This window comes from Salinimonas lutimaris (assembly GCF_005222225.1).
Lineage (GTDB): Bacteria > Pseudomonadota > Gammaproteobacteria > Enterobacterales > Alteromonadaceae > Alteromonas > Alteromonas lutimaris.
Window position 1 is genome coordinate 3,414,608 of sequence record NZ_CP036536.1, and the last position, 18,426, is coordinate 3,433,033.

20 protein-coding genes are annotated in these 18,426 nt (G+C 51.4%); 4 read left to right on the forward strand and 16 right to left on the reverse strand.

The window, feature by feature from the left end; all coding sequences use genetic code 11:
* The first annotated feature begins 19 nt into the window (after positions 1-19).
* From rapZ to mgtE, 3 genes are all read left to right on the forward strand, one after another.
* A complete protein-coding gene (rapZ, locus tag EZV72_RS15045; RefSeq protein WP_137167999.1) occupies positions 20-868 on the forward strand; it encodes an RNase adapter RapZ in 849 nt (282 codons plus the stop codon).
* On the forward strand, positions 865-1,137 hold the full coding sequence (locus EZV72_RS15050; protein ID WP_137168000.1) for an HPr family phosphocarrier protein: 273 nt from the start codon (positions 865-867) through the stop codon (positions 1,135-1,137). Before rapZ ends, EZV72_RS15050 begins: the two co-directional genes overlap by 4 nt.
* Positions 1,138-1,283: 146 nt before the next feature.
* On the forward strand, positions 1,284-2,642 hold the full coding sequence (gene mgtE / locus EZV72_RS15055; RefSeq protein WP_137168001.1) for a magnesium transporter: 1,359 nt from the start codon (positions 1,284-1,286) through the stop codon (positions 2,640-2,642).
* 448 nt (positions 2,643-3,090) lie between these two features.
* Here the strand turns inward: mgtE and EZV72_RS15065 are convergent, their stop codons facing one another.
* The 7 genes from EZV72_RS15065 to rplM form a co-directional block, all read right to left on the reverse strand.
* The gene (locus EZV72_RS15065; protein ID WP_175405138.1) at positions 3,091-3,549 is read right to left on the reverse strand and encodes a ClpXP protease specificity-enhancing factor; all 459 of its coding nucleotides are present in this window, start codon (positions 3,547-3,549) and stop codon (positions 3,091-3,093) included.
* Positions 3,546-4,178: a stringent starvation protein SspA gene (sspA, locus tag EZV72_RS15070; RefSeq protein WP_137168003.1), complete on the reverse strand. Its 633-nt coding sequence runs from the start codon at positions 4,176-4,178 to the stop codon at positions 3,546-3,548. The genes EZV72_RS15065 and sspA overlap by 4 nt, the downstream gene beginning before the upstream one ends.
* Positions 4,179-4,289: 111 nt before the next feature.
* The gene (locus EZV72_RS15075; RefSeq protein ID WP_137168004.1) at positions 4,290-5,024 is read right to left on the reverse strand and encodes a cytochrome c1; all 735 of its coding nucleotides are present in this window, start codon (positions 5,022-5,024) and stop codon (positions 4,290-4,292) included.
* Positions 5,021-6,286 (reverse strand): cytochrome b, encoded by a 1,266-nt coding sequence (locus EZV72_RS15080; protein ID WP_137168005.1) that lies wholly within the window; start codon positions 6,284-6,286, stop codon positions 5,021-5,023. Before EZV72_RS15080 ends, EZV72_RS15075 begins: the two co-directional genes overlap by 4 nt.
* On the reverse strand, positions 6,283-6,915 hold the full coding sequence (gene petA, locus EZV72_RS15085) for a ubiquinol-cytochrome c reductase iron-sulfur subunit (protein ID WP_137168006.1): 633 nt from the start codon (positions 6,913-6,915) through the stop codon (positions 6,283-6,285). Before petA ends, EZV72_RS15080 begins: the two co-directional genes overlap by 4 nt.
* Positions 6,916-7,323: 408 nt before the next feature.
* The gene (gene rpsI / locus EZV72_RS15090; RefSeq protein ID WP_137168007.1) at positions 7,324-7,716 is read right to left on the reverse strand and encodes a 30S ribosomal protein S9; all 393 of its coding nucleotides are present in this window, start codon (positions 7,714-7,716) and stop codon (positions 7,324-7,326) included.
* Between the two features lie 12 nt (positions 7,717-7,728).
* On the reverse strand, positions 7,729-8,157 hold the full coding sequence (gene rplM / locus EZV72_RS15095; RefSeq protein WP_137168008.1) for a 50S ribosomal protein L13: 429 nt from the start codon (positions 8,155-8,157) through the stop codon (positions 7,729-7,731).
* 286 nt (positions 8,158-8,443) lie between these two features.
* Here rplM and EZV72_RS15100 point away from each other — a divergent pair, with 286 nt between their 5' ends.
* Positions 8,444-9,361 carry a hypothetical protein gene (locus tag EZV72_RS15100; RefSeq protein ID WP_137168009.1) on the forward strand — a complete coding sequence of 306 codons (918 nt, stop codon included), beginning with the start codon at positions 8,444-8,446 and terminating at the stop codon, positions 9,359-9,361.
* Here EZV72_RS15100 and mazG read toward each other — a convergent pair.
* The 9 genes from mazG to dsbC all read right to left on the reverse strand — a co-directional run bounded on the left by mazG (position 9,345) and on the right by dsbC (position 18,371).
* Positions 9,345-10,091, reverse strand: coding sequence for a nucleoside triphosphate pyrophosphohydrolase (gene mazG, locus EZV72_RS15105; protein ID WP_137168785.1), 747 nt, complete (start codon positions 10,089-10,091; stop codon positions 9,345-9,347). The two genes, EZV72_RS15100 and mazG, sit on opposite strands and share 17 nt — an antisense overlap.
* Before the next feature lie 28 nt (positions 10,092-10,119).
* On the reverse strand, positions 10,120-12,294 hold the full coding sequence (gene relA / locus EZV72_RS15110) for a GTP diphosphokinase (RefSeq protein ID WP_137168010.1): 2,175 nt from the start codon (positions 12,292-12,294) through the stop codon (positions 10,120-10,122).
* Positions 12,295-12,310: 16 nt separating this feature from the next.
* Positions 12,311-13,660, reverse strand: coding sequence for a 23S rRNA (uracil(1939)-C(5))-methyltransferase RlmD (gene rlmD, locus EZV72_RS15115; protein ID WP_137168011.1), 1,350 nt, complete (start codon positions 13,658-13,660; stop codon positions 12,311-12,313).
* Between the two features lie 3 nt (positions 13,661-13,663).
* Positions 13,664-14,041: a holo-ACP synthase gene (gene acpS / locus EZV72_RS15120; protein WP_137168012.1), complete on the reverse strand. Its 378-nt coding sequence runs from the start codon at positions 14,039-14,041 to the stop codon at positions 13,664-13,666.
* Positions 14,041-14,793 carry a pyridoxine 5'-phosphate synthase gene (gene pdxJ / locus EZV72_RS15125; RefSeq protein ID WP_137168013.1) on the reverse strand — a complete coding sequence of 251 codons (753 nt, stop codon included), beginning with the start codon at positions 14,791-14,793 and terminating at the stop codon, positions 14,041-14,043. The genes acpS and pdxJ overlap by 1 nt, the downstream gene beginning before the upstream one ends.
* A gap of 67 nt (positions 14,794-14,860) precedes the next feature.
* Positions 14,861-15,553 (reverse strand): DNA repair protein RecO, encoded by a 693-nt coding sequence (gene recO / locus EZV72_RS15130; RefSeq protein WP_137168014.1) that lies wholly within the window; start codon positions 15,551-15,553, stop codon positions 14,861-14,863.
* A gap of 6 nt (positions 15,554-15,559) precedes the next feature.
* Positions 15,560-15,835, reverse strand: a complete 276-nt coding sequence (locus tag EZV72_RS15135) for a hypothetical protein (RefSeq protein ID WP_137168015.1) — start codon at positions 15,833-15,835, stop codon at positions 15,560-15,562.
* On the reverse strand, positions 15,825-17,552 hold the full coding sequence (gene recJ / locus EZV72_RS15140; RefSeq protein ID WP_137168016.1) for a single-stranded-DNA-specific exonuclease RecJ: 1,728 nt from the start codon (positions 17,550-17,552) through the stop codon (positions 15,825-15,827). The genes EZV72_RS15135 and recJ overlap by 11 nt, the downstream gene beginning before the upstream one ends.
* A 96-nt stretch (positions 17,553-17,648) precedes the next feature.
* On the reverse strand, positions 17,649-18,371 hold the full coding sequence (gene dsbC, locus EZV72_RS15145) for a bifunctional protein-disulfide isomerase/oxidoreductase DsbC (RefSeq protein ID WP_408640820.1): 723 nt from the start codon (positions 18,369-18,371) through the stop codon (positions 17,649-17,651).
* Between the last annotated feature and the right edge of the window lie 55 nt (positions 18,372-18,426).

An 18,426-nucleotide genomic window follows, 5' to 3' on the forward strand; every position in this document is an offset into this window, starting at 1 on the left:
TTTTTTTCAGGAGACGTGCGTGAAGCTTATTATCATCAGTGGTCGCTCCGGGTCGGGCAAATCTGTGGCGTTAAGAGCGCTGGAAGATCTGGGGTATTACTGCGTGGACAATATCCCGGTTAATTTATTGCCCGCCCTGACCCACTCGGTCTCTGAAGAAACTAATCAGGTCGCTGTCAGTATTGATGTGCGTAACCTGCCAAAAGACCCGGCTGAACTGAGTGAAATTTTAGATTACCTGCCTCAGTCATGGTCGCTGACCATTGTCTATATTGACGCCAGCGATGATATTCTGGTCAAGCGCTTCAGTGAAACCCGCCGCTTACACCCGCTGACCCGCATGAATAAGTCACTGTCTGATGCCATTGCTTCTGAACGTGATCTGCTGGCGCCGATTGCCGAGCGCGCAGATTTGTATATTGATACCGATGCTCTGTCGATTCACCAGCTGGCTGAGCTGATTCGTGAGCGGATTTTAGGAAAGAAAAGCTCGCGGCTGGTATTGGTATTTGAATCATTTGGCTTTAAGCACGGCATTCCTAAAGACGCCGACTATGTGTTTGATGCCCGCTTTTTACCTAACCCTCACTGGGAGCCGGATTTAAAACATCTCACCGGTCTGGATGGCCCGGTGGAAGTATTTTTGGGCTCACAGCCCATTGTGACCAAGTTTATCTGGCAGATTCAGAATCTTATCACCACCTGGCTACCACACCTGGAGCGTAATAACCGCAGTTATGTGACGGTCGCGATTGGCTGTACCGGTGGTCAGCATCGTTCGGTATTTGTGTCAGAGACACTGGCTAAAACATTTAAGGATATTCATCCGGATGTACAAATCCGGCACAGGGAGTTACATAAGTCGTGAAAGTGGAAAAACAGCTGACCATTGTAAACAAGCTGGGACTACATGCCCGGGCTGCCACTCAGCTGGTGCAGCTGGCAAATCAGTTTGATGCCACCATTACGCTTATTCAGGGTGACAAACGCGCTGATGCCAACAGTGTGCTGGGTCTGATGATGCTGGAAAGTCATCAGGGTGAACAGGTCAATGTTATCAGTGACGGGCCGGATGCTGAGCAAGCCATGGAGGCCATTGAAGCGCTTATCGTAGGTAAGTTTAACGAAGACGAATAACCCTTTGCAGTAGCAGCACTGGTGACTGCTCATTGCATCGCCACCCGGTCGTAAAATCATACTAACCAGTCTGGTTTATCATGACAGATCGCCTGGCCTGATGTAGGCTAGGCACATCAAATCATCTATCTTTCAAGGGTCTGCCTGTGGCCGAAGCGTTTGAATCAAAGTTTGCCCAAAGTCAGTTGCGTACCCTTAATGCTGCGCTGGCTAATGGTCGCTTTGTGTCGGTGCGCAAGCTGCTGCATGAACTCCCCCCGTCCGATGTTGCCCTGATCCTTGAGTCTAGTCCGACCAAAACCCGGGATGAGCTGTGGGAGCTGATTGATAGCGATTTTCATGGCGATATCCTGGAAGAGCTGTCTGAGGATGTGCGTAACGGTATCATCACCAAGATGAAACCCCATCGTGTGGTTGATGCGCTTGAAGAAATGGATACGGATGATCTCGCTGAAACCCTGAGCAGTCTGCCCGACGAGGTGTTGCAAGGTATCCTGCATTCCATGGATGCTCAGGACAGGGTCCGGGCAGAACAGGCGCTCTCATACGGTGAGGAAACCGCCGGTTTCATTATGAATACCGACACCATTACCCTGCGTCCTGATGTGACGGTAGATGTGGTGCTACGGTACATCCGGCTAAAAGGCGAACTGCCTGAGAATACCGATACACTCTATGTGGTCAATCGCACCGATAACCTGGTTGGCGTGGTCCCGGTCGCCCGGCTGCTCACCGCTGCGCCCGAGGATAAAGTGTCTGAAGTGATGGACGAGGAAGCCGAGGCTATCCCGGTCAACATGCCCGATAATGAAGTCGCTAGCCTGTTTGAACGTTATAACTGGTTATCAGCGCCGGTAGTGGATGACAAATATCGTCTGGTAGGTCGTATTACCATTGATGATGTGGTGGATATTATCCGCGAAGATGCTGAGCATTCTATGATGAGTATGGCAGGTCTGGATGACGAGGAAGATACCTTTGCGCCGGTCTGGAAAAGTACTCAGCGCCGTTCTGTGTGGCTGGGCGTCAACCTGGTTACCGCACTGATGGCCGCCATGGTCAGTGACTTGTTCGAGGCGACATTAAGTCAGCTGGCAGTGCTGGCCATTCTAAATTCCATTGTACCGAGTATGGGTGGGGTCGCTGGTAATCAGACCCTGACGCTGGTTATCCGCGGGATGGCGCTGGGCCATGTTAACCCCAGCAGTTCACGCTGGCTTATCAGTAAAGAACTGGCGATTGGCTTTTTAAACGGTATGATTTGGGCTGTATTGATCGCTTCTGTCATTGCGATCTGGAAGCAAAACCTGATGCTCGGGGCAATTATTGCCTTTGCCATGCTGATCAATATGCTGGCTGCTGCTGTCGCTGGCGCCACCTTGCCTATTGTCATGAAAAAAATGAAGATAGACCCTGCGCTGGCCGGCAGTGTTATTCTGACCACCATTACAGATGTGGTTGGGATATTTGCCTTTCTGGGCACCGCGACACTGTTTCTGGTGTAGTCAGCGTTCGGTGAGTCTGTGATGCTGCGGTAAACCCGTTTGGGTTCCACTGATAGCCTACCCCGCGCACGGTTTCCAGCATAGCCGCCACGCGGATATCTGCTGCCAGTTTGGCGCGCAAACGGTGGATGCTCGTAACCTGCATAATGTAAATCGCAGACCGCCTGCAACAGCGCCAGGCGGGAAAGCAATGCTTCGGGTCAGATTTTGAATACTGATATTCAGGCTGGCGGCATAGGCTGGAAGCACGGCAGAGCACACCAGCGATAACGCTGCCTGCAATAAAGGATACTTTCATGATTGTCTCCTTGATGTCTGTTCAGACGTGCCTCGCATCGTGGCTATCTACAGACTGCGCCACCACTCTCCCGATATACTCACCACTTACGGGCTTTTTGGTCAAAGCGCAGAAGACCTATAAAAAATCCGGCGCCAGGGCCGGATTATCTTATTTAATCACTTTCAGATTAGGTTTGCCTTTTTTAGGCGGAACCGGTGCACTGTCAGCATCGGCATCGTTGATATCGCCAGATGGCCTTGATGGTTCACTGACTTCTGGGGCCTGCGTCTCTGGCTCGGGCGCCATGTCTTCTTCAACAGCAAACACAGTACCTGCGCCATTCTCGCGAGCGTAAATGGCCATAATTGCCTGACAAGGGATACTGATGTTGCGTGGCTGTCCGCCAAAGCGGGCCTGAAAAGACAGAAATTCCAAATCCATATTGAAATTTGCACAGGCAGAAGGTGATACATTCAGCACAATCTGTCCGTCTTTCACAAATTCCTGGGGAACATCGACTAGCTCATTTGTTGCATCAACAACAATATATGGCGTCATCTGGTTATCACAAATCCAGTCATAGAACGCGCGCAGCAAATAGGGCTGATTCGGTGTCATTGTACTCATAAAGGATTGTGGATTTCGCGTTCTTGGTCAGTTAGTGACGCTTTAAACGACGCACGGGCAAAAATACGCGTCATATAAGCGTTAATTTCTTTCGCGCCAGCACCGTTCAGTTCAATGCCCAGTGCAGGCAGACGCCATAACAGCGGTGCCAGATAACAATCTACCAGGCTGAATTCTTCGCTCATGAAATAAGGCATTTCAGCAAATACCGGGGCCAGCGACAGTAGGGCTTCACGCAGATCATTTCGCGCGGCTTCAACATCACCTTCGCCACGGAAAATACGGGCAGCCAGTGAGTACCAGTCAGCTTCAATGCGGTGCATCATCAGGCGGCTTTGCCCCCGTGATACAGGATAAACCGGCATCAGTGGTGGGTGCGGAAAGCGTTCGTCCAGATATTCCATGATGATATGTGACTTGTATAGCACCAGTTCACGGTCTACAAGCGTAGGAACGGTTCCGTAGGGATTCAGATCGATCAGGTCCTCTGGCAAGTTGCTGGGATCAGTGTAGCTGATTTCTACACCCACGCCTTTTTCCGCCAGTACAATACGTACCTGGTGACTGTAAATATCAATACTATCTGAGAACAACGTCATGATAGAGCGTTTATTCGCGGCTACGGCCATTAAATTTCCTCCGTCGAGAGACTCTCACACTGCCCTATTTTGACAGCGTCACAAAAGCTAAAAAAGGGGGCGAGTAGCCCCCTGGTCGTATTATACATAATTTGGAGGGGATTAGTGTACCTCTCTCCAGTATTCTTTTTTCAGTAAGAACACAAAAATGAACAATACAACGATAAAGGCAAGCACCCACTTACCTATTTTTTCGGATTGCAGTCTGAATGGTTCACCGGTGTACTCTAAAAAGTTCACCAGATCGCCCACCGCCTTATCATACTCGTCAGCAGATAATTCACCGTCACCGTCAGACTTGATACCGATATACCGCTCGGTCATCTCGCCATCCACCATGGCTTCCTCGTAGGCTTCGCGAGGCGTGCCCTGCAAAGATTGCAGGGCATGAGGCATGCCGACTTCAGGAAACACCTTGTTGTTCACCCCGAACGGCCGATCCGGGTCTACATAAAAGGTCCGCAGGTAGGTATATAGCCAGTCTTCACCGCGCACCCGGGCCACCAGAGTCAGATCCGGCGGGGCCGCACCGAACCAGACACCGGCCTGCTCTTCAGGCATGGCCCGATTCATGTAGTCAGTGACCTTGTCGCCGTTGAACTGCAGATATTTCTGGCCAAGCTCTTCAGGAATCCCCAGATCATCAAACGAGCGCTTGTAACGCTGGTATTTCATTGAGTGACAGCCAGAGCAGTAGTTCATGAAAATTTTAGCTCCGCGCTGTAGCGATGCCTGGTCGGTCAAATCCACCGGCGCTTTATCCAGCGGATAACTACTGCCTGCCGCAATGGCCATCAGCGGAAATCCGAATAATAATGCAATCAGGAGCTTTCTCATTTCGGGATCCTCGCTGGCACAGGTTTGGTGGTTTCGTTTTTGCTGTACAAAAACAGCGCCACAAAGAAGCCAAAATAGAACACCGTAGCAATTTGCGAGGCAACGATTTTCCAGTTTTCCTGCGGCGTACCACCCAGATAACCCAGAAAAATAAACACTGCTGCGAAGACCAGCAGGTTAACCTTATGAAAACCACAGCGATAGCGCCATGAGCGCACCGAACCACGGTCAATCCAGGGTAAGGCAAACAGTGCGGCAATAGCCCCGAACATGGCAATAACCCCGAACAGTTTATCCGGCACAGCTTTCAAAATGGCGTAAAACGGCGTGAAGTACCAAACCGGGAATATATGCTCTGGTGTTTTCAGCTGATTAGCAATTTCAAAGTTTGGATGCTCCAGGAATTTGCCCCCCATCTCCGGGGCGAAGAACATGATGTAACAGAACACAAACAAAAACACACTGAACGCAATCAGGTCTTTTAGCACAATATGCGGGAAGAAAGGCACCACATCATCTGCAATATCGTACTTGCTGGTGTAATATTCGTGAATCTTATAGGGTGTTTTCTCGCTCTGTGACAGTGAGCCTTTTTTGTGTTTAATGGCCACACCGTCTGGGTTATTCGAGCCCACTTCATGTAGCGCAATAATGTGTAAGAACACTAAGATCACAATGACCAGTGGCAGGGCAATAACGTGCAGGGCAAAGAACCGATTCAGCGTGGCCCCGGATATCACATAGTCCCCCTGAATCCATACCACCAGATCCGGCCCAATGACCGGAATCGCACCAAACAGAGATACAATAACCTGGGCGCCCCAGTAGGACATCTGCCCCCAGGGCAGTACATAGCCCATAAAGGCTTCAGCCATCAGTGCCAGATAGATAAACATTCCAAATACCCATAGCAATTCTCTGGGCTTCTGGTACGAGCCATAAATCATGCCACGGAACATATGCATGTACACTACAATAAAAAACGCCGAGGCGCCGGTGCTGTGCATGTAGCGGATAACCCAGCCAAAATCCACTTCGCGCATAATGTATTCCACCGAGGCAAACGCCCCTTCTGCGGTGGGCACAAAGTTCATGGTCAGCCAGATACCGGTGACAATTTGATTGACCAGCACAATAGTGGCCAGAAAACCAAATACATACCAAAAGTTCATATTGCGCGGAGCGGGATACTGAATGGCATGCATGTTTGCCACCCGCATTAGCGGAATACGGGCTTCAATCCAGGAAAGAAATGCGCTCATGATGCCTCCGCTTCTGAACCAATGATGACCGTCGTATCGTCAACATACTGATAGGGCGGAACCACCAGATTCAGCGGAGCCGGCACGCTTTGAAACACTCGTCCGGCCATATCAAACTTTGAGCCGTGACAAGGGCAAAAGAATCCATCGGGTACGCCCTGGACGATTTCCTCAAATGCGCCGTTTTTAAGGTATTGCGGCGAGCAGCCAAGATGGGTACAGATCCCCACCAGTATCAGATACTCTTCTTTGAGTGAGCGGTAGCGGTTTTGTGCAAAACCTGGCTGCTGCTCAGCCTGGGATTCAGGATCCTTGAGTTGATCTTCGTAACCAGCCAGGCCCTCCAGCGTTGCTGGTGTGCGCCTGACGATCCAGACGGGTTTACTGCGCCACATCACCCTGACCAGCTGGCCCGGTTCAATGGCACTAATATCTACTTCGACGTCAGCACCGGCCGCTTTCGCTTTAGCACTTGGGTTCCATGACGCAATAAAAGGCACTGCAGCTCCTGCCACCCCCACACCACCGACCACCGATGTGGCAATAGTTAAAAAACGGCGTCGGGTATTGTTGGCTGGTCCGGGGCTGCCGGGTGCAGATTCACTGGCATCAACTGACACATCACTCATCCACATTTCTCCAGGTTGTTTTGCTCCAGCCAGATGTCAGAGTGCTAGCCCTGAAGGCTACAGCAGATATCGAAGCCTGACGCATCAGGTTAACGACATGTATATAACTTCTTATAATATGTTATTTTTCATACAAAATAATAAGGGAAAATCGTTTCTGTTTACAAGCACTGACCGACATTGTTTATAAAATATTCAAAAATAGAGTGCCGGACAGGTCTTTTTATCGCGGCGATGCCTGCCTGCGGTGCACGTATTTACTCATAAGGTATAGCTAACTGAGCCGAAGCTGCCAGTACACGGAGACTTTTTTCGTTTAAAAATAATTCATTAAGGTGGGTTGCCGTGAATTTCAGGCAAAAAAAACCCGGCGAGTGCCGGGTTTTTGCAAGTAATAAAACGTTGAAATTAACGTTTTGAGAACTGTGGACGCTTACGCGCTTTATGCAGACCAACTTTCTTACGTTCAACGCGACGATCGTCACGAGTAACAAAGCCAGCTTTACGCAGAGAAGGACGCAGGGCTTCATCGTACTCCATCAGAGCACGAGTCAGGCCGTGGCGAATCGCGCCTGCTTGACCGTTTGAACCACCACCAGCTACAGTGATGTAAACATCAAATTTTTCAGTCATTTCAACAAGTTCAAGTGGCTGACGAACAACCATGCACTCTGTTTCACGACCAAAGTACTCATCAAGAGCACGTTTGTTTACTGTGATGTTACCTGTACCTGGACGCAGGAACACACGAGCAGTAGAACTTTTGCGGCGGCCAGTGCCGTAGTATTGAGTATCTGCCATGTCAGTTGCTCCTTAGATGTCCAAAACTTGTGGTTGCTGTGCTGAGTGTGCATGTTCTGCACCAGCGTAAACTTTCATTTTACGGAACATTGCACGGCCCAGAGGACCTTTTGGCAGCATTCCTTTAACTGCTTTCTCAAGCACCATTTCTGGTTTTTCAGCAATCAGTTTTTCAAAGTTTGTCTCTTTCAGACCACCAGGATAGCCAGTGTGCGCGTAGTACATTTTGTTCTTTGCTTTGTTGCCTGTTACAGCAACTTTTTCAGCATTGATAACAATGATGTAATCGCCCGCATCACAGTGCGGCGTATACTCTGGCTTGTGCTTACCGCGCAGACGAAGCGCAATTTCAGAAGCCAGGCGGCCAAGAGTTTTGTCTGTGGCGTCTACCACGTACCAGTCACGTTGTACCGTTTCTGGCTTAGCAACAAAAGTTTTCATTTAAATTCACCCGAATAAAATCGTCGTTACAGATTTCTGCTAGAAATCACCATAAAATCAATCGTTGACCCCTTCGAGCCTGTTGATTCTTCCACCTTCCCAAAGGTGGGTGTAACTGGGCAGGGCGCGAATTATACAGGTTTTGGATAAAAAGCGAACCCCTGAAACAAAATTTTTGCCCCTAAGAGGCAATTAATTTTTTTGCCTGATAATCGCACTTTTTCTGTGCATAATTCAGGCGTTAAGCTACATTACAATAGAATTCACTGATGTATTGCGAAGAAGGATGCGACTGACTTACCTGTTTTCTTTATGGCTGGCCTTTGCGGTGAGTGCCGATCCTTTATCAAACTCTGCTGGCGTGTCGGATGCACCGGTCACCTATGTCACGGCCTTTGATGGTGCTCAGTACGGGGCATATCATATCGCGGTGCTCAAAGCGGCACTGGCGGTTACCGCCACCGAGTATGGTCCGGTGCATACCAGTCGATATCCGTTAAATATGACGCAGAGCCGGCAAATAGCCACCCTTGAGCAAAGTCAGGCTGATGTCATGTGGAGTGTTACCACCGATACGCTGGAGCAACGTTTATTGCCGGTCCGATTTCCTCTGTTACAGGGTTTCAGCGGTATCCGGGTATTGGCTATCCACCCTTCAGCAACACAAAACTACCACCCTGGTCTCAACCTGGCGGATCTGAAATCTATGATTTCTATTCAGGGCGAGGACTGGCCCGATTATGCCATTCTAAAAGCCAATGGTTTCAGGGTGAGTGGCGAGTCTTGGTCCAACTGGTATGACTCTATGTACAAATCGCTGGCTAAAGGTCTGGTGGATTACTGCCCGCGCAATATCATTGAAGTACACCGGGACTTTCGTCACCATAAAGACACACCACTGGCCATTGAGGCGCATCACCTGTTGCAATACGACAGTTATGAGTATTTTTTTGTTGCCCCGGGACGGCCTGAGCTTCATCGACGTCTGGTCAAAGGCATTGAAATATTGCTGGAAAGCGGCGAATTAGCCAGCATTTTTAATCGCTATAGTGACCATAAAAAAGCGGTTAAGTTGCTACAGGAATCGCGCAAGATCTATTATTTAAGCAACCCGGGACTGTCTTATCAGATAAACTCGCCACGCTGGCTTGAAGCCCCGGGCCGAATGCTAAACGAAGTCCGGCGGCTCAATCCGACGTCTTAACCTGTTGCCACAGCACTTCCATTTGCTCCAGTGTCATCGTCTGCAGACTCTGCCCCCGGGCAGCAGCCAGTTGCTCAACCTGTGTGAAGCGTCCGGCAAACTTGTGACTGGCACGTCGCAGGGCGCTGTCGGCATCCACCTGACAGTGACGGGCCAGATTTACCATCGCAAACAAGGCGTCGCCAATTTCTTCCTCAACCCGGGCGGTGTCAATTGTAGTTGCATCCAGCTCCTGCTGAATTTCTTCGACCTCTTCTTTTACCTTATCCAGCACCGGCCTGACGTGTGGCCAGTCAAAGCCCACTGTGGCGCATTTTTTCTGTAATTTCTGAGCATGCATTAATGCTGGCAGACCGGCCGGCACATCCGCCAGCAAGCTGGTTTTTTGCGGCCCTTTTTCGCTGGCTTTAATGGCTTCCCACTGGGCCGACAGGTCACTTTCATTTACGTTAGCATCACCAAAGACATGGGGATGGCGACGTGCCATTTTATCGCTGATTGCACCGGCCACATCTGCAAAATCGAAATGGCCCTGCTCACTGGCTATCTGCGAGTAAAACACTACCTGAAAAAGCAGGTCGCCAAGCTCATCACGAATAGCCGGCAGCTGCCCCTGCTCGATAGCATCGACAACCTCATAGGCTTCTTCAATCGTGTAGCGGGTCAGCGATGACATAGTTTGTTTGGCATCCCACGGGCAACCAGACTGCGGGTCGCGCAGGCGGGCCATGATATCAAGCAAACGGGATACACTGTGCTCAGGACTCTTTACGTTTGACACCCACCACCCCTTGCTGTTGCTGTAAACGGGTCAGCACGCGATTTAAGGTGTCCAGATCAGCCACCTCAACCGACACCGAGATAGTCGCCGTCTGACGGGATTTATCGCTTAAGCTGTTAACCCCTAACAATGCCACATTTTCGTTGGCCAGTACTGTGGTAATGTCCCGCAGCAGGCCATCACGGTCGGCACAAAAAATGTCGATACTGGTTTCAAAACCTACATTTAAGGCATCAGCCCAGTTTACGTCTATCAGCCGCTCCGGGTGTTCTTCGCTTAAATGCTGCAACTGTTCACAGTCAGCCTTATGTACACTCACGCCGCGCCCCTGAGTGATATAGCCCATAATCGCTTCGCCCGGCACGGGTTTACAACAGTTCGCCAGCTGACTCATCAGATGGCCGACTCCCTCGACCACCACCGCATCATTTTTACCTTTTGCACCAGCAGCTTTGCGGGTTTTCAGCTTAGGATTAATTTCCGGCTCGGGCTCCGGCGGACTTAATAACTGTTGCAGGTAATGCACCACCGACATCACTCGCAGATCGCCAGCACCAATAGCCGCATAAAGATCATCGACCGATTGCAGGTTAAACTTGTCGCAGGCATCGGCGGCCATTTTCAGGGGAACGTGTGCTTTATTCAGCTCCCGTTCCAGTAACTCTTTACCGGCATGTTGATTCTTTTCCTTATCCTGCTTTTTGAAAAAGGAATGAATGGTAGCCCGGGCCCGTGAAGAGTGCACATAGCCAAGCCCCGGATGCATCCAGTCGCGGCTTGGATTGAGCTCTTTGCCGGTCAGTACTTCCACCATATCGCCGCTTTGCAGCTGATAGGTAAACGGCACAATCCGCCCTTTGACCTTGGCCCCAATACAGCGATGGCCGACATTGCTGTGAATGTAGTAGGCAAAATCCAGTGGCGTGGATCCCTGAGGCAAATCAATGACATCCCCTTTGGGCGTAAACACATACACCCGGTCATCAAATACCTGGCTACGCAGCTCTTCAACCAGATCGCCGGACTCGGCCACCTCTTCCTGCCATTGCAGGATTCGGCGCAGCCAGTTGATACGTTCATCATAGCCTGAGTTTTTGCCTGCCGAGCCTTCTTTGTATTTCCAGTGGGCCGCCACGCCCAGCTCGGCATCCTGATGCATCTGCTGGGTGCGGATCTGAATCTCAACCGGCTTACCGCCCGGTCCCATAATCACGGTGTGAATAGACTGATAACCATTACTTTTGGGCGTAGCGATATAGTCATCAAACTCGCTGGGAATGTGCTTGTAAGCAGCATGCACTGCCCCTAAAGCGGCATAACAGTCCTGCAGGCGATCCGCAATAATCCGAACCGCCCGGATATCAAAGAGTTGCTCAAAGGTCAGGCGTTTTTTCTGCATCTTTTTCCAGATGCTGTAAATATGCTTGGGCCGGCCATACACTTCGGCTTTAATGTCTTCGTTATCCACCAGCCCCTGCAGATTTGCCACAATATCATCAATATACTGGGCACGTGCTTTTCGTTTACCGTCCAGTTGCTGGGCAATCTGTTTATAGGTCACCGGGTGCAGGTAACGAAAAGCCAGATCTTCAAGCTCCCACTTCAGCTGACCAATACCCAGACGGTTCGCCAGCGGCGCATAGATGGTGGAACATTCCCGGGCTACCATTACCCGGGTTTCCTCGTCAGCTTTTTTGACCTGCTGCAGCGCGCAAATACGCTCTGCCATTTTGATCACCACTGCCCGCACGTCTTCGACCATGGCCAGCAACATACGGCGAATGCTGTCGATATGCTGCTCATCAGAGTCGCCTTTGCCATTGGTACGGCGACCATGCAGGGCACGAATGGCTTCCATCCGGCGCACCCCAATAATGAGCTGGGCTATTTCGCTGCCAAATTCGGTTTCAACATCCTGCTCGGTGAGCTTGTGTTGTTCACAATAGGGAAAGACCAGCGCAGCCTGTAAGGTCACGGCATCCATATTCAGCTGGTGCAGAATCTCAACCATCTCCTGGCCAACCAACAGGCGCTCCGGATGCTGGCTTATCTCCCTGAGCTTTTGTTTGGTGCTGTCAGTGATAGACAAGCTATCCAGCCACTGTTCAAACGGTGGGCGATCAGGCTCATGTACTGTCCGTGTGGATACCATAGCAAATTAACTCATCTTATTGGCCGGCGTCTAAGGAGCGGGTAAACAGCGCCATGACTTCCAGATGCCGGGTGTAGGGAAACATTTCTATCAGGCTGATTTTTTCAATCCGGTATCCTGCATTCATCAGGTAACCTGCGTCCCGGGTAAAACTGCTCGGATTGCAAGAAACATACAAAACCTGTTGGATGGCGGTAGACGCCAGTTGCTGACAAACCTGAGCAGCACCTTCGCGGGATGGATCCAACAGTATTTTGGTAAACTGGCCACCCAGCGCCTGTTGCACCTGCTGCCCATCAGACAGGTCAAGATGCACACAATGCAGATTGGTGATGCCCTGCGCCTGTGCATTACTTTGCGCTTTATGCACCATGCTGGCTACCCCTTCCACCGCATGCACCTGCGCAGCGCGCCGGGCCAGCGACAAACTGAAATTGCCCAGCCCGGCAAACCAGTCTGCAATCACATCCTGCGGTTGTGGATCCAGCCACCGCATAGCCTGAGCAATCATTTGCTGATTGACCGGCCCGTTGACCTGCACAAAATCTTCCGCCTCCGGCGACAGGGTCAGATCCGCTTCTGTCTGGCATACCAGTGTGTCATGCTGGTGCAAGATATGAGTTTTATTACGGGCATCGAGCAGAACCAGATTGAACTGATGCTCAGTGGCCAGAGCCTGCCAGTCAGCGAGCATGGTATCACTAAGATCCCGGGTCGCCTTAAGGGTCACCTGACACAAATTGTCACCGGCCAGCAGATGAATATGGCCAATGAACCGGCTGCCAGCGTGGGCATGCAGTACGGTTCGCATTGGTGTAATCAAGGCCTGCAACGGCGGCACCAGAATTGGGCATTCGGTCACATCCACAATTTTCTTGCTGCCTTCCTGCCGGTAGCCCAGTCGCACCCGTTGCGGGTCGCGCGCATCAACGGCCAGCCGGGCTTTGCGCCGGTAAGCAGGGCGAGGCCCGCTGATGGCCGGTTGCCACGGCAAGGCGTCCAGCTTCAACTGGCGTTGCCAGTAAGCATCCATGGCGTGCTGACGTTGGACCAGCGCACTGTCCGGGTCGATATGCTGTAACTGACACCCGCCGCACTGGGCGTAGTGCGGGCAAAACGGCGTCTGGCGTTCGGCAGAGGTGGCAATACGCTTTTTCACTTTGCCTTTCAATACATGCTTCTGACTTACCGTTACCTGCACATCCACGGTTTCACCGGGTAGCGCACCATCGACAAACAACACCGGCTCATGGCTTGTACTGACTCCCTGGCCCTGCATATCCAGCTCATCAATATAAATTTTATTCAGTATCTTGGGGCCTGCCTGGCGGGATGATTTTTTCGCCGGCTTATAAAAGCTCACCATGAGTTAACGCTCCAGAATAACAGTAGCAACAGCGTAATGCTGTTCATCAGAAATAGACAAATGACTGTGGCTGACGCCCAGCGCGTCACAGCGCAGGGCAAACTCACCACTGAAGGTCAGAAAAGGGGCACCGCTGTCGTGGTTGCCCACACACAAATGATGCCAGCTGATACCGTTACCAATCCCCGTTCCCAGCGCCTTGACTGCGGCTTCTTTGGCCGCGAACCGTTTGGCCAGATAGCGGGCAGGCTCCTTGTGCTGTTCAAAAATGGCCAGTTCAGGCGCGGTCAGAACCCGCCGGGCGAGTTTGTCTGAGCGGGCCAGTGCCTGCTCAAGACGGACAATTTCCACAATGTCCGTCCCCATCCCCACAATGGCCATTAGCGCTGACTTAACAAACTGGCCAGACGAGCTTCCTGCATCAGCTGACGCATGTCAGCCACGGCTTTTTCCAGTCCGTCAAACGCTGCACGGGCAATAATGGCATGGCCAATATTCAGCTCGACGATCTGTGGAATGGCTGCCACCGGTTTTACATTGTGGTAATGCAGACCATGACCAGCATTCACTTTCAGGCCCTGATTATGCGCATATTCAATACCTTCAATCAGACGGTTGAGTTCTTCCTGCGCCTGGCTTTCGGTAGTGGCTTCGGCGTACTGACCGGTATGGATTTCAATATATGGAGCCTTACAGGCCACCGCCGCGTCGATTTGCGCTTTATCCGCATCAATAAACAGTGATACCAGAATGCCAGCATCGGCCAGACGCTGACAGGCGGCCTGCATCGCGGGTAAATTACCGGCAACATCCAACCCACCCTCAGTGGTTAGCTCTTGACGCTTTTCGGGAACCAGACAACAAAACGCCGGTTTGGTTTTTTCTGCAATGGTCAGCATTTCCTCGGTGACCGCCATTTCCAGATTCAGCCGGGTATTAATAGTGCGCGCCAGAATTTCAACATCGCGGTCTTTAATATGGCGGCGGTCTTCACGCAAATGAACAGTGATGCCATCTGCGCCGGCGCGCTCTGCAATATCGGCAGCATGGACAGGATCAGGATAAGAGGTGCCACGGGCATTACGTAAGGTGGCAATATGGTCGATGTTTACACCCAGAAATATCTCGTTCATTTGCTTTGCGTATCCGGCAATAAAAGTAGCGCCAAGTGTAGCAAAATCAACGCGCCGGGGGCAGCGTCTAGCGAAATAATTCGCGACTCTTAAGCGGTTTATCACCCAGCAGGGGGAACAGGGCATGCCGGCTGATGAGCTTAGCCGCCTTTCGGGCTGCCGGGGTCCAGTCCAAAGCGACCATTTGTTGCAGAGCATAACCGGGGAAACTGCCCTTTTCGCCGGCCTGCCGGGCCAGCACAATACCGTTTTCCGGCATAAACCGGTACCAGTGTTCTGCCGTCACCGCCTCGCCGCTGCGGGCATCGGTCAGCCAGTCCGGCAACTGCCCCAGCTCTTCAAGCAGGCCAAACTCAAATTCCCGTAGCGGAACATCCGGCGTGTCGGTGTGCTGCAATGCCTGTAAAGTTCGCTGGTATTGGTCAAACATCAGTTCGCTGGCCAGACCCTGTGGTAAAATGCGATTGATCAGCTCATTAAGATACATGCCGCAGAATAGTGCGGTACCGGTCAGCACGGTCATACGATCCGCCGCTTCAATCTGCGACAGATTTTTAAGCTCGGTTTTACCGCGCAGCTGAATCCGTACCAGGCCAAAAGGCTGTAACAAACTTTTGCGATCGCCTTTGCTGTTTTTTACCCCCTTGGCCACCGCACTGACCCGGCCGGATTCCAGAGTAAAAAAATCCACCAGATAACTGGTTTCCCGATAGGGACGCCGGTGTAATACAAATGCGGTTATCCAGACAGGTGCGCTCATACTATCCTAACTACGTTTAATCCGAACCACTTTCATTTGTTCAAAGGGGATGCCTGCCACCTCTTCACTATGCAGGTAGTAAGTGAGATTGACCCGGGCGCCAACCAGCGGTTTGTAACGCTTCTTGCGCTTAAAGATAAACGGCACATCATAGCCTTCCAGCATCACAGTATGACGTACCCACTCGCCTTCTTCGCGCTGCACATGCGACACCACCCGCTGATTCTCACTGTGAATCAGCGACTGATGCTTGCTTAACAGTTTATCGGCATCACTGGTCACAGGCGGTAATCTCCTGCACCAGCAGCTGCACCGTTTCCTGCCCGCGAAAGACATTCACATCGAGCTGGTACGCCAGCTGCACATACCGGATGGAGGTATTTGGCCAGGCATTGGCATCCACATTAAAAGCAATAGCATCCACTTCTTCACCGGAGGTCAGCCGCAGGGCCATTTTCAGGTGCAGACCTTTAAGCAGGCGCTGATTCACCACTTCAAATACACCGTCAAACAAAGGGGCTTCAAATCCCTGCCCAAACGGCACGGCCTGACGCAGAATGTGGGCCACCGAAAGGTTAAGCTCATGCTCAGACAGCTCACCGTCGGTCACAATCGCATCGACCTGACCGGCCTGGGCCAGATGACGCTCTACTACCTGTGAAAAGCAGCGCTCGAACTCCACCAGCGACTCAAGGGGCAAAGATAAACCCGCTGCCATGGCATGGCCGCCAAATTTGGGAATCAGGCCTGGGCTTTGTAAATTGACCTCTTCAAGCACATCACGAATATGCACCCCAGGGACAGAGCGCGCCGAACCTTTAATGGTGTACTCATCGTCATGCGCAAAGGCAATGGTGGGCCGCTTGTACTTTTCCTTGATGCGCCCGGCCACAATGCCAATTACACCCTGATGAAAATCTTTGTTATAGATGACCAGCGCCGGCGGCGGGGTTTCCATATCCATGGTTACGGCTGATATTGCCGCTTCGGCGTCTGCTTTCATATCGGTTTCGATGGTACGGCGCTGCTGATTGAGCCGGTCCAGCTCACTGGCCATATACCGCGCCTGCATGGGGTCATCACAGAGCAAACATTCTATCCCCAGCGCCATATCATCCAGTCGCCCTGCGGCATTAAGCCGCGGACCGGCTACAAAACCTAAATCCGAGGCGCCTACCCGGCCCAGTTCACGGTTTGCTACTTCAAACAATGCTTTGATACCCGGCCGGCACTTGCCAGCCCGAATGCGCTGTAAGCCCTGATGCACCAGGATCCGGTTGTTTTTATCCAGCACCACCACGTCAGCGACCGTGCCTACGGCCACAATATCCAGCAGATTGGCCAGATTCGGTGCCGCCATCTGCTGGCGGGTAAACCAGTCTTCGGCCTGCAGGCGGGCACGGATCGCCAGCATCAGATAAAAAGCCACCCCCACACCGGCCAGGTTTTTCGAGCCAAACTCGCAGCCCGGCTGGTTAGGATTAACAATGGCATCGGCATTGGGCAGGGTTTCACCGGGCAGGTGGTGATCGGTAACGATCACGGTTGCCCCACGTTCTTTGGCGCGCCTGACGCCGGGCAAGCAGGCAATCCCGTTATCCACGGTTAAAATAACTTCAGCGCCCTCATCGCAGGCAATATCAACAATCTGTTCGCTTAAACCATAGCCAAAATCAAACCGGTTGGGGACCAGATAATGAACATTGTTGAGCCCCATCTGGCGCAGCGCCAGCACACAAATAGCGGTACTGGTAGCACCATCAGCATCAAAATCGCCAACAATGGTCACCTGTTTATGCTCATAAATGGCCTGACACAACAATTCAGCTGCGGTATCAATACCTTTAAGCTGATTGTAATGGGAAAGAGACTGCGCGGTGGTGTCCAGTTCATCCATCGTGGTTATATTACGTCCACGGTATACCCGTTGTAATACCGGATGAAGCGAGTCACACAAAGAGGCAGCGCTGAGTTCGCGCCGGATGATTGGCAATCCCATAGGGTCTACACACCTTTTACAGCAAAATGAGTCAGCCCCTATGATAACGCCTAACGGGCAGCTTATGTAGCCTGCCCGTCAGATCAGATGGGTCAGTTAACCGTCCAGTGCTTGTGCCAGTACACCAGCAGGCTGATAACCCGGGATCAGAGTCCCGTCTTCTAAAATTATATTTGGCGTGCCATTAACCCCAATAGACTGTCCAAACTCAAACTGCTCAGCCACCTTATTGTCGCAGCTTGCGGCTTTCACGCTTTTATCCTGCTTAGCCGCAGTCAGCGCCGCTTTAGGATCCCTGGCGCACCACACCGATACCATCTCGTCGTACACTTTAGAGTTCAGGCCAGCACGGGGAAACGCCAGATAATGTACCGAAATACCCAGCGCATTAAGCTGATCAATTTCTTTGTGCATTTTACGGCAGTAACCACAGGTAATGTCGGTAAATACCGTGATCACGTGTTTTTCATTTTTGGCATTAAATTCAATGGCTGAGCCTTCAAACTGTTTGATGCCATTCAGACGCATTGTGGCCAGGGACTGCTCAGTCACATTTTGCATTCCGTTATCGATATCAAAAATCCGGGCCTGCAAAAAGTACTGGCCGTTGTCACTGACATAAAACAGCCCTTTATTCGTGGTAACCTGCTGTAAACCTTCGATGGGCGAGTCTGCAACGGCCGAAACCTCCAGCCCCAGCTGGCTTTCCAGCTTGGATTTTACATCTGCCGCCATGCCAGCCATGCTGTACGACAATAATGCAGCGGCACCAGCCAGCTTTAACATTGGTTTTAACACAAAATCTCCTTGGTAGCGCATTGACACATTGCCTGAATCAGACCGCATGACACGCTGTTTACTTTCATAAAATACT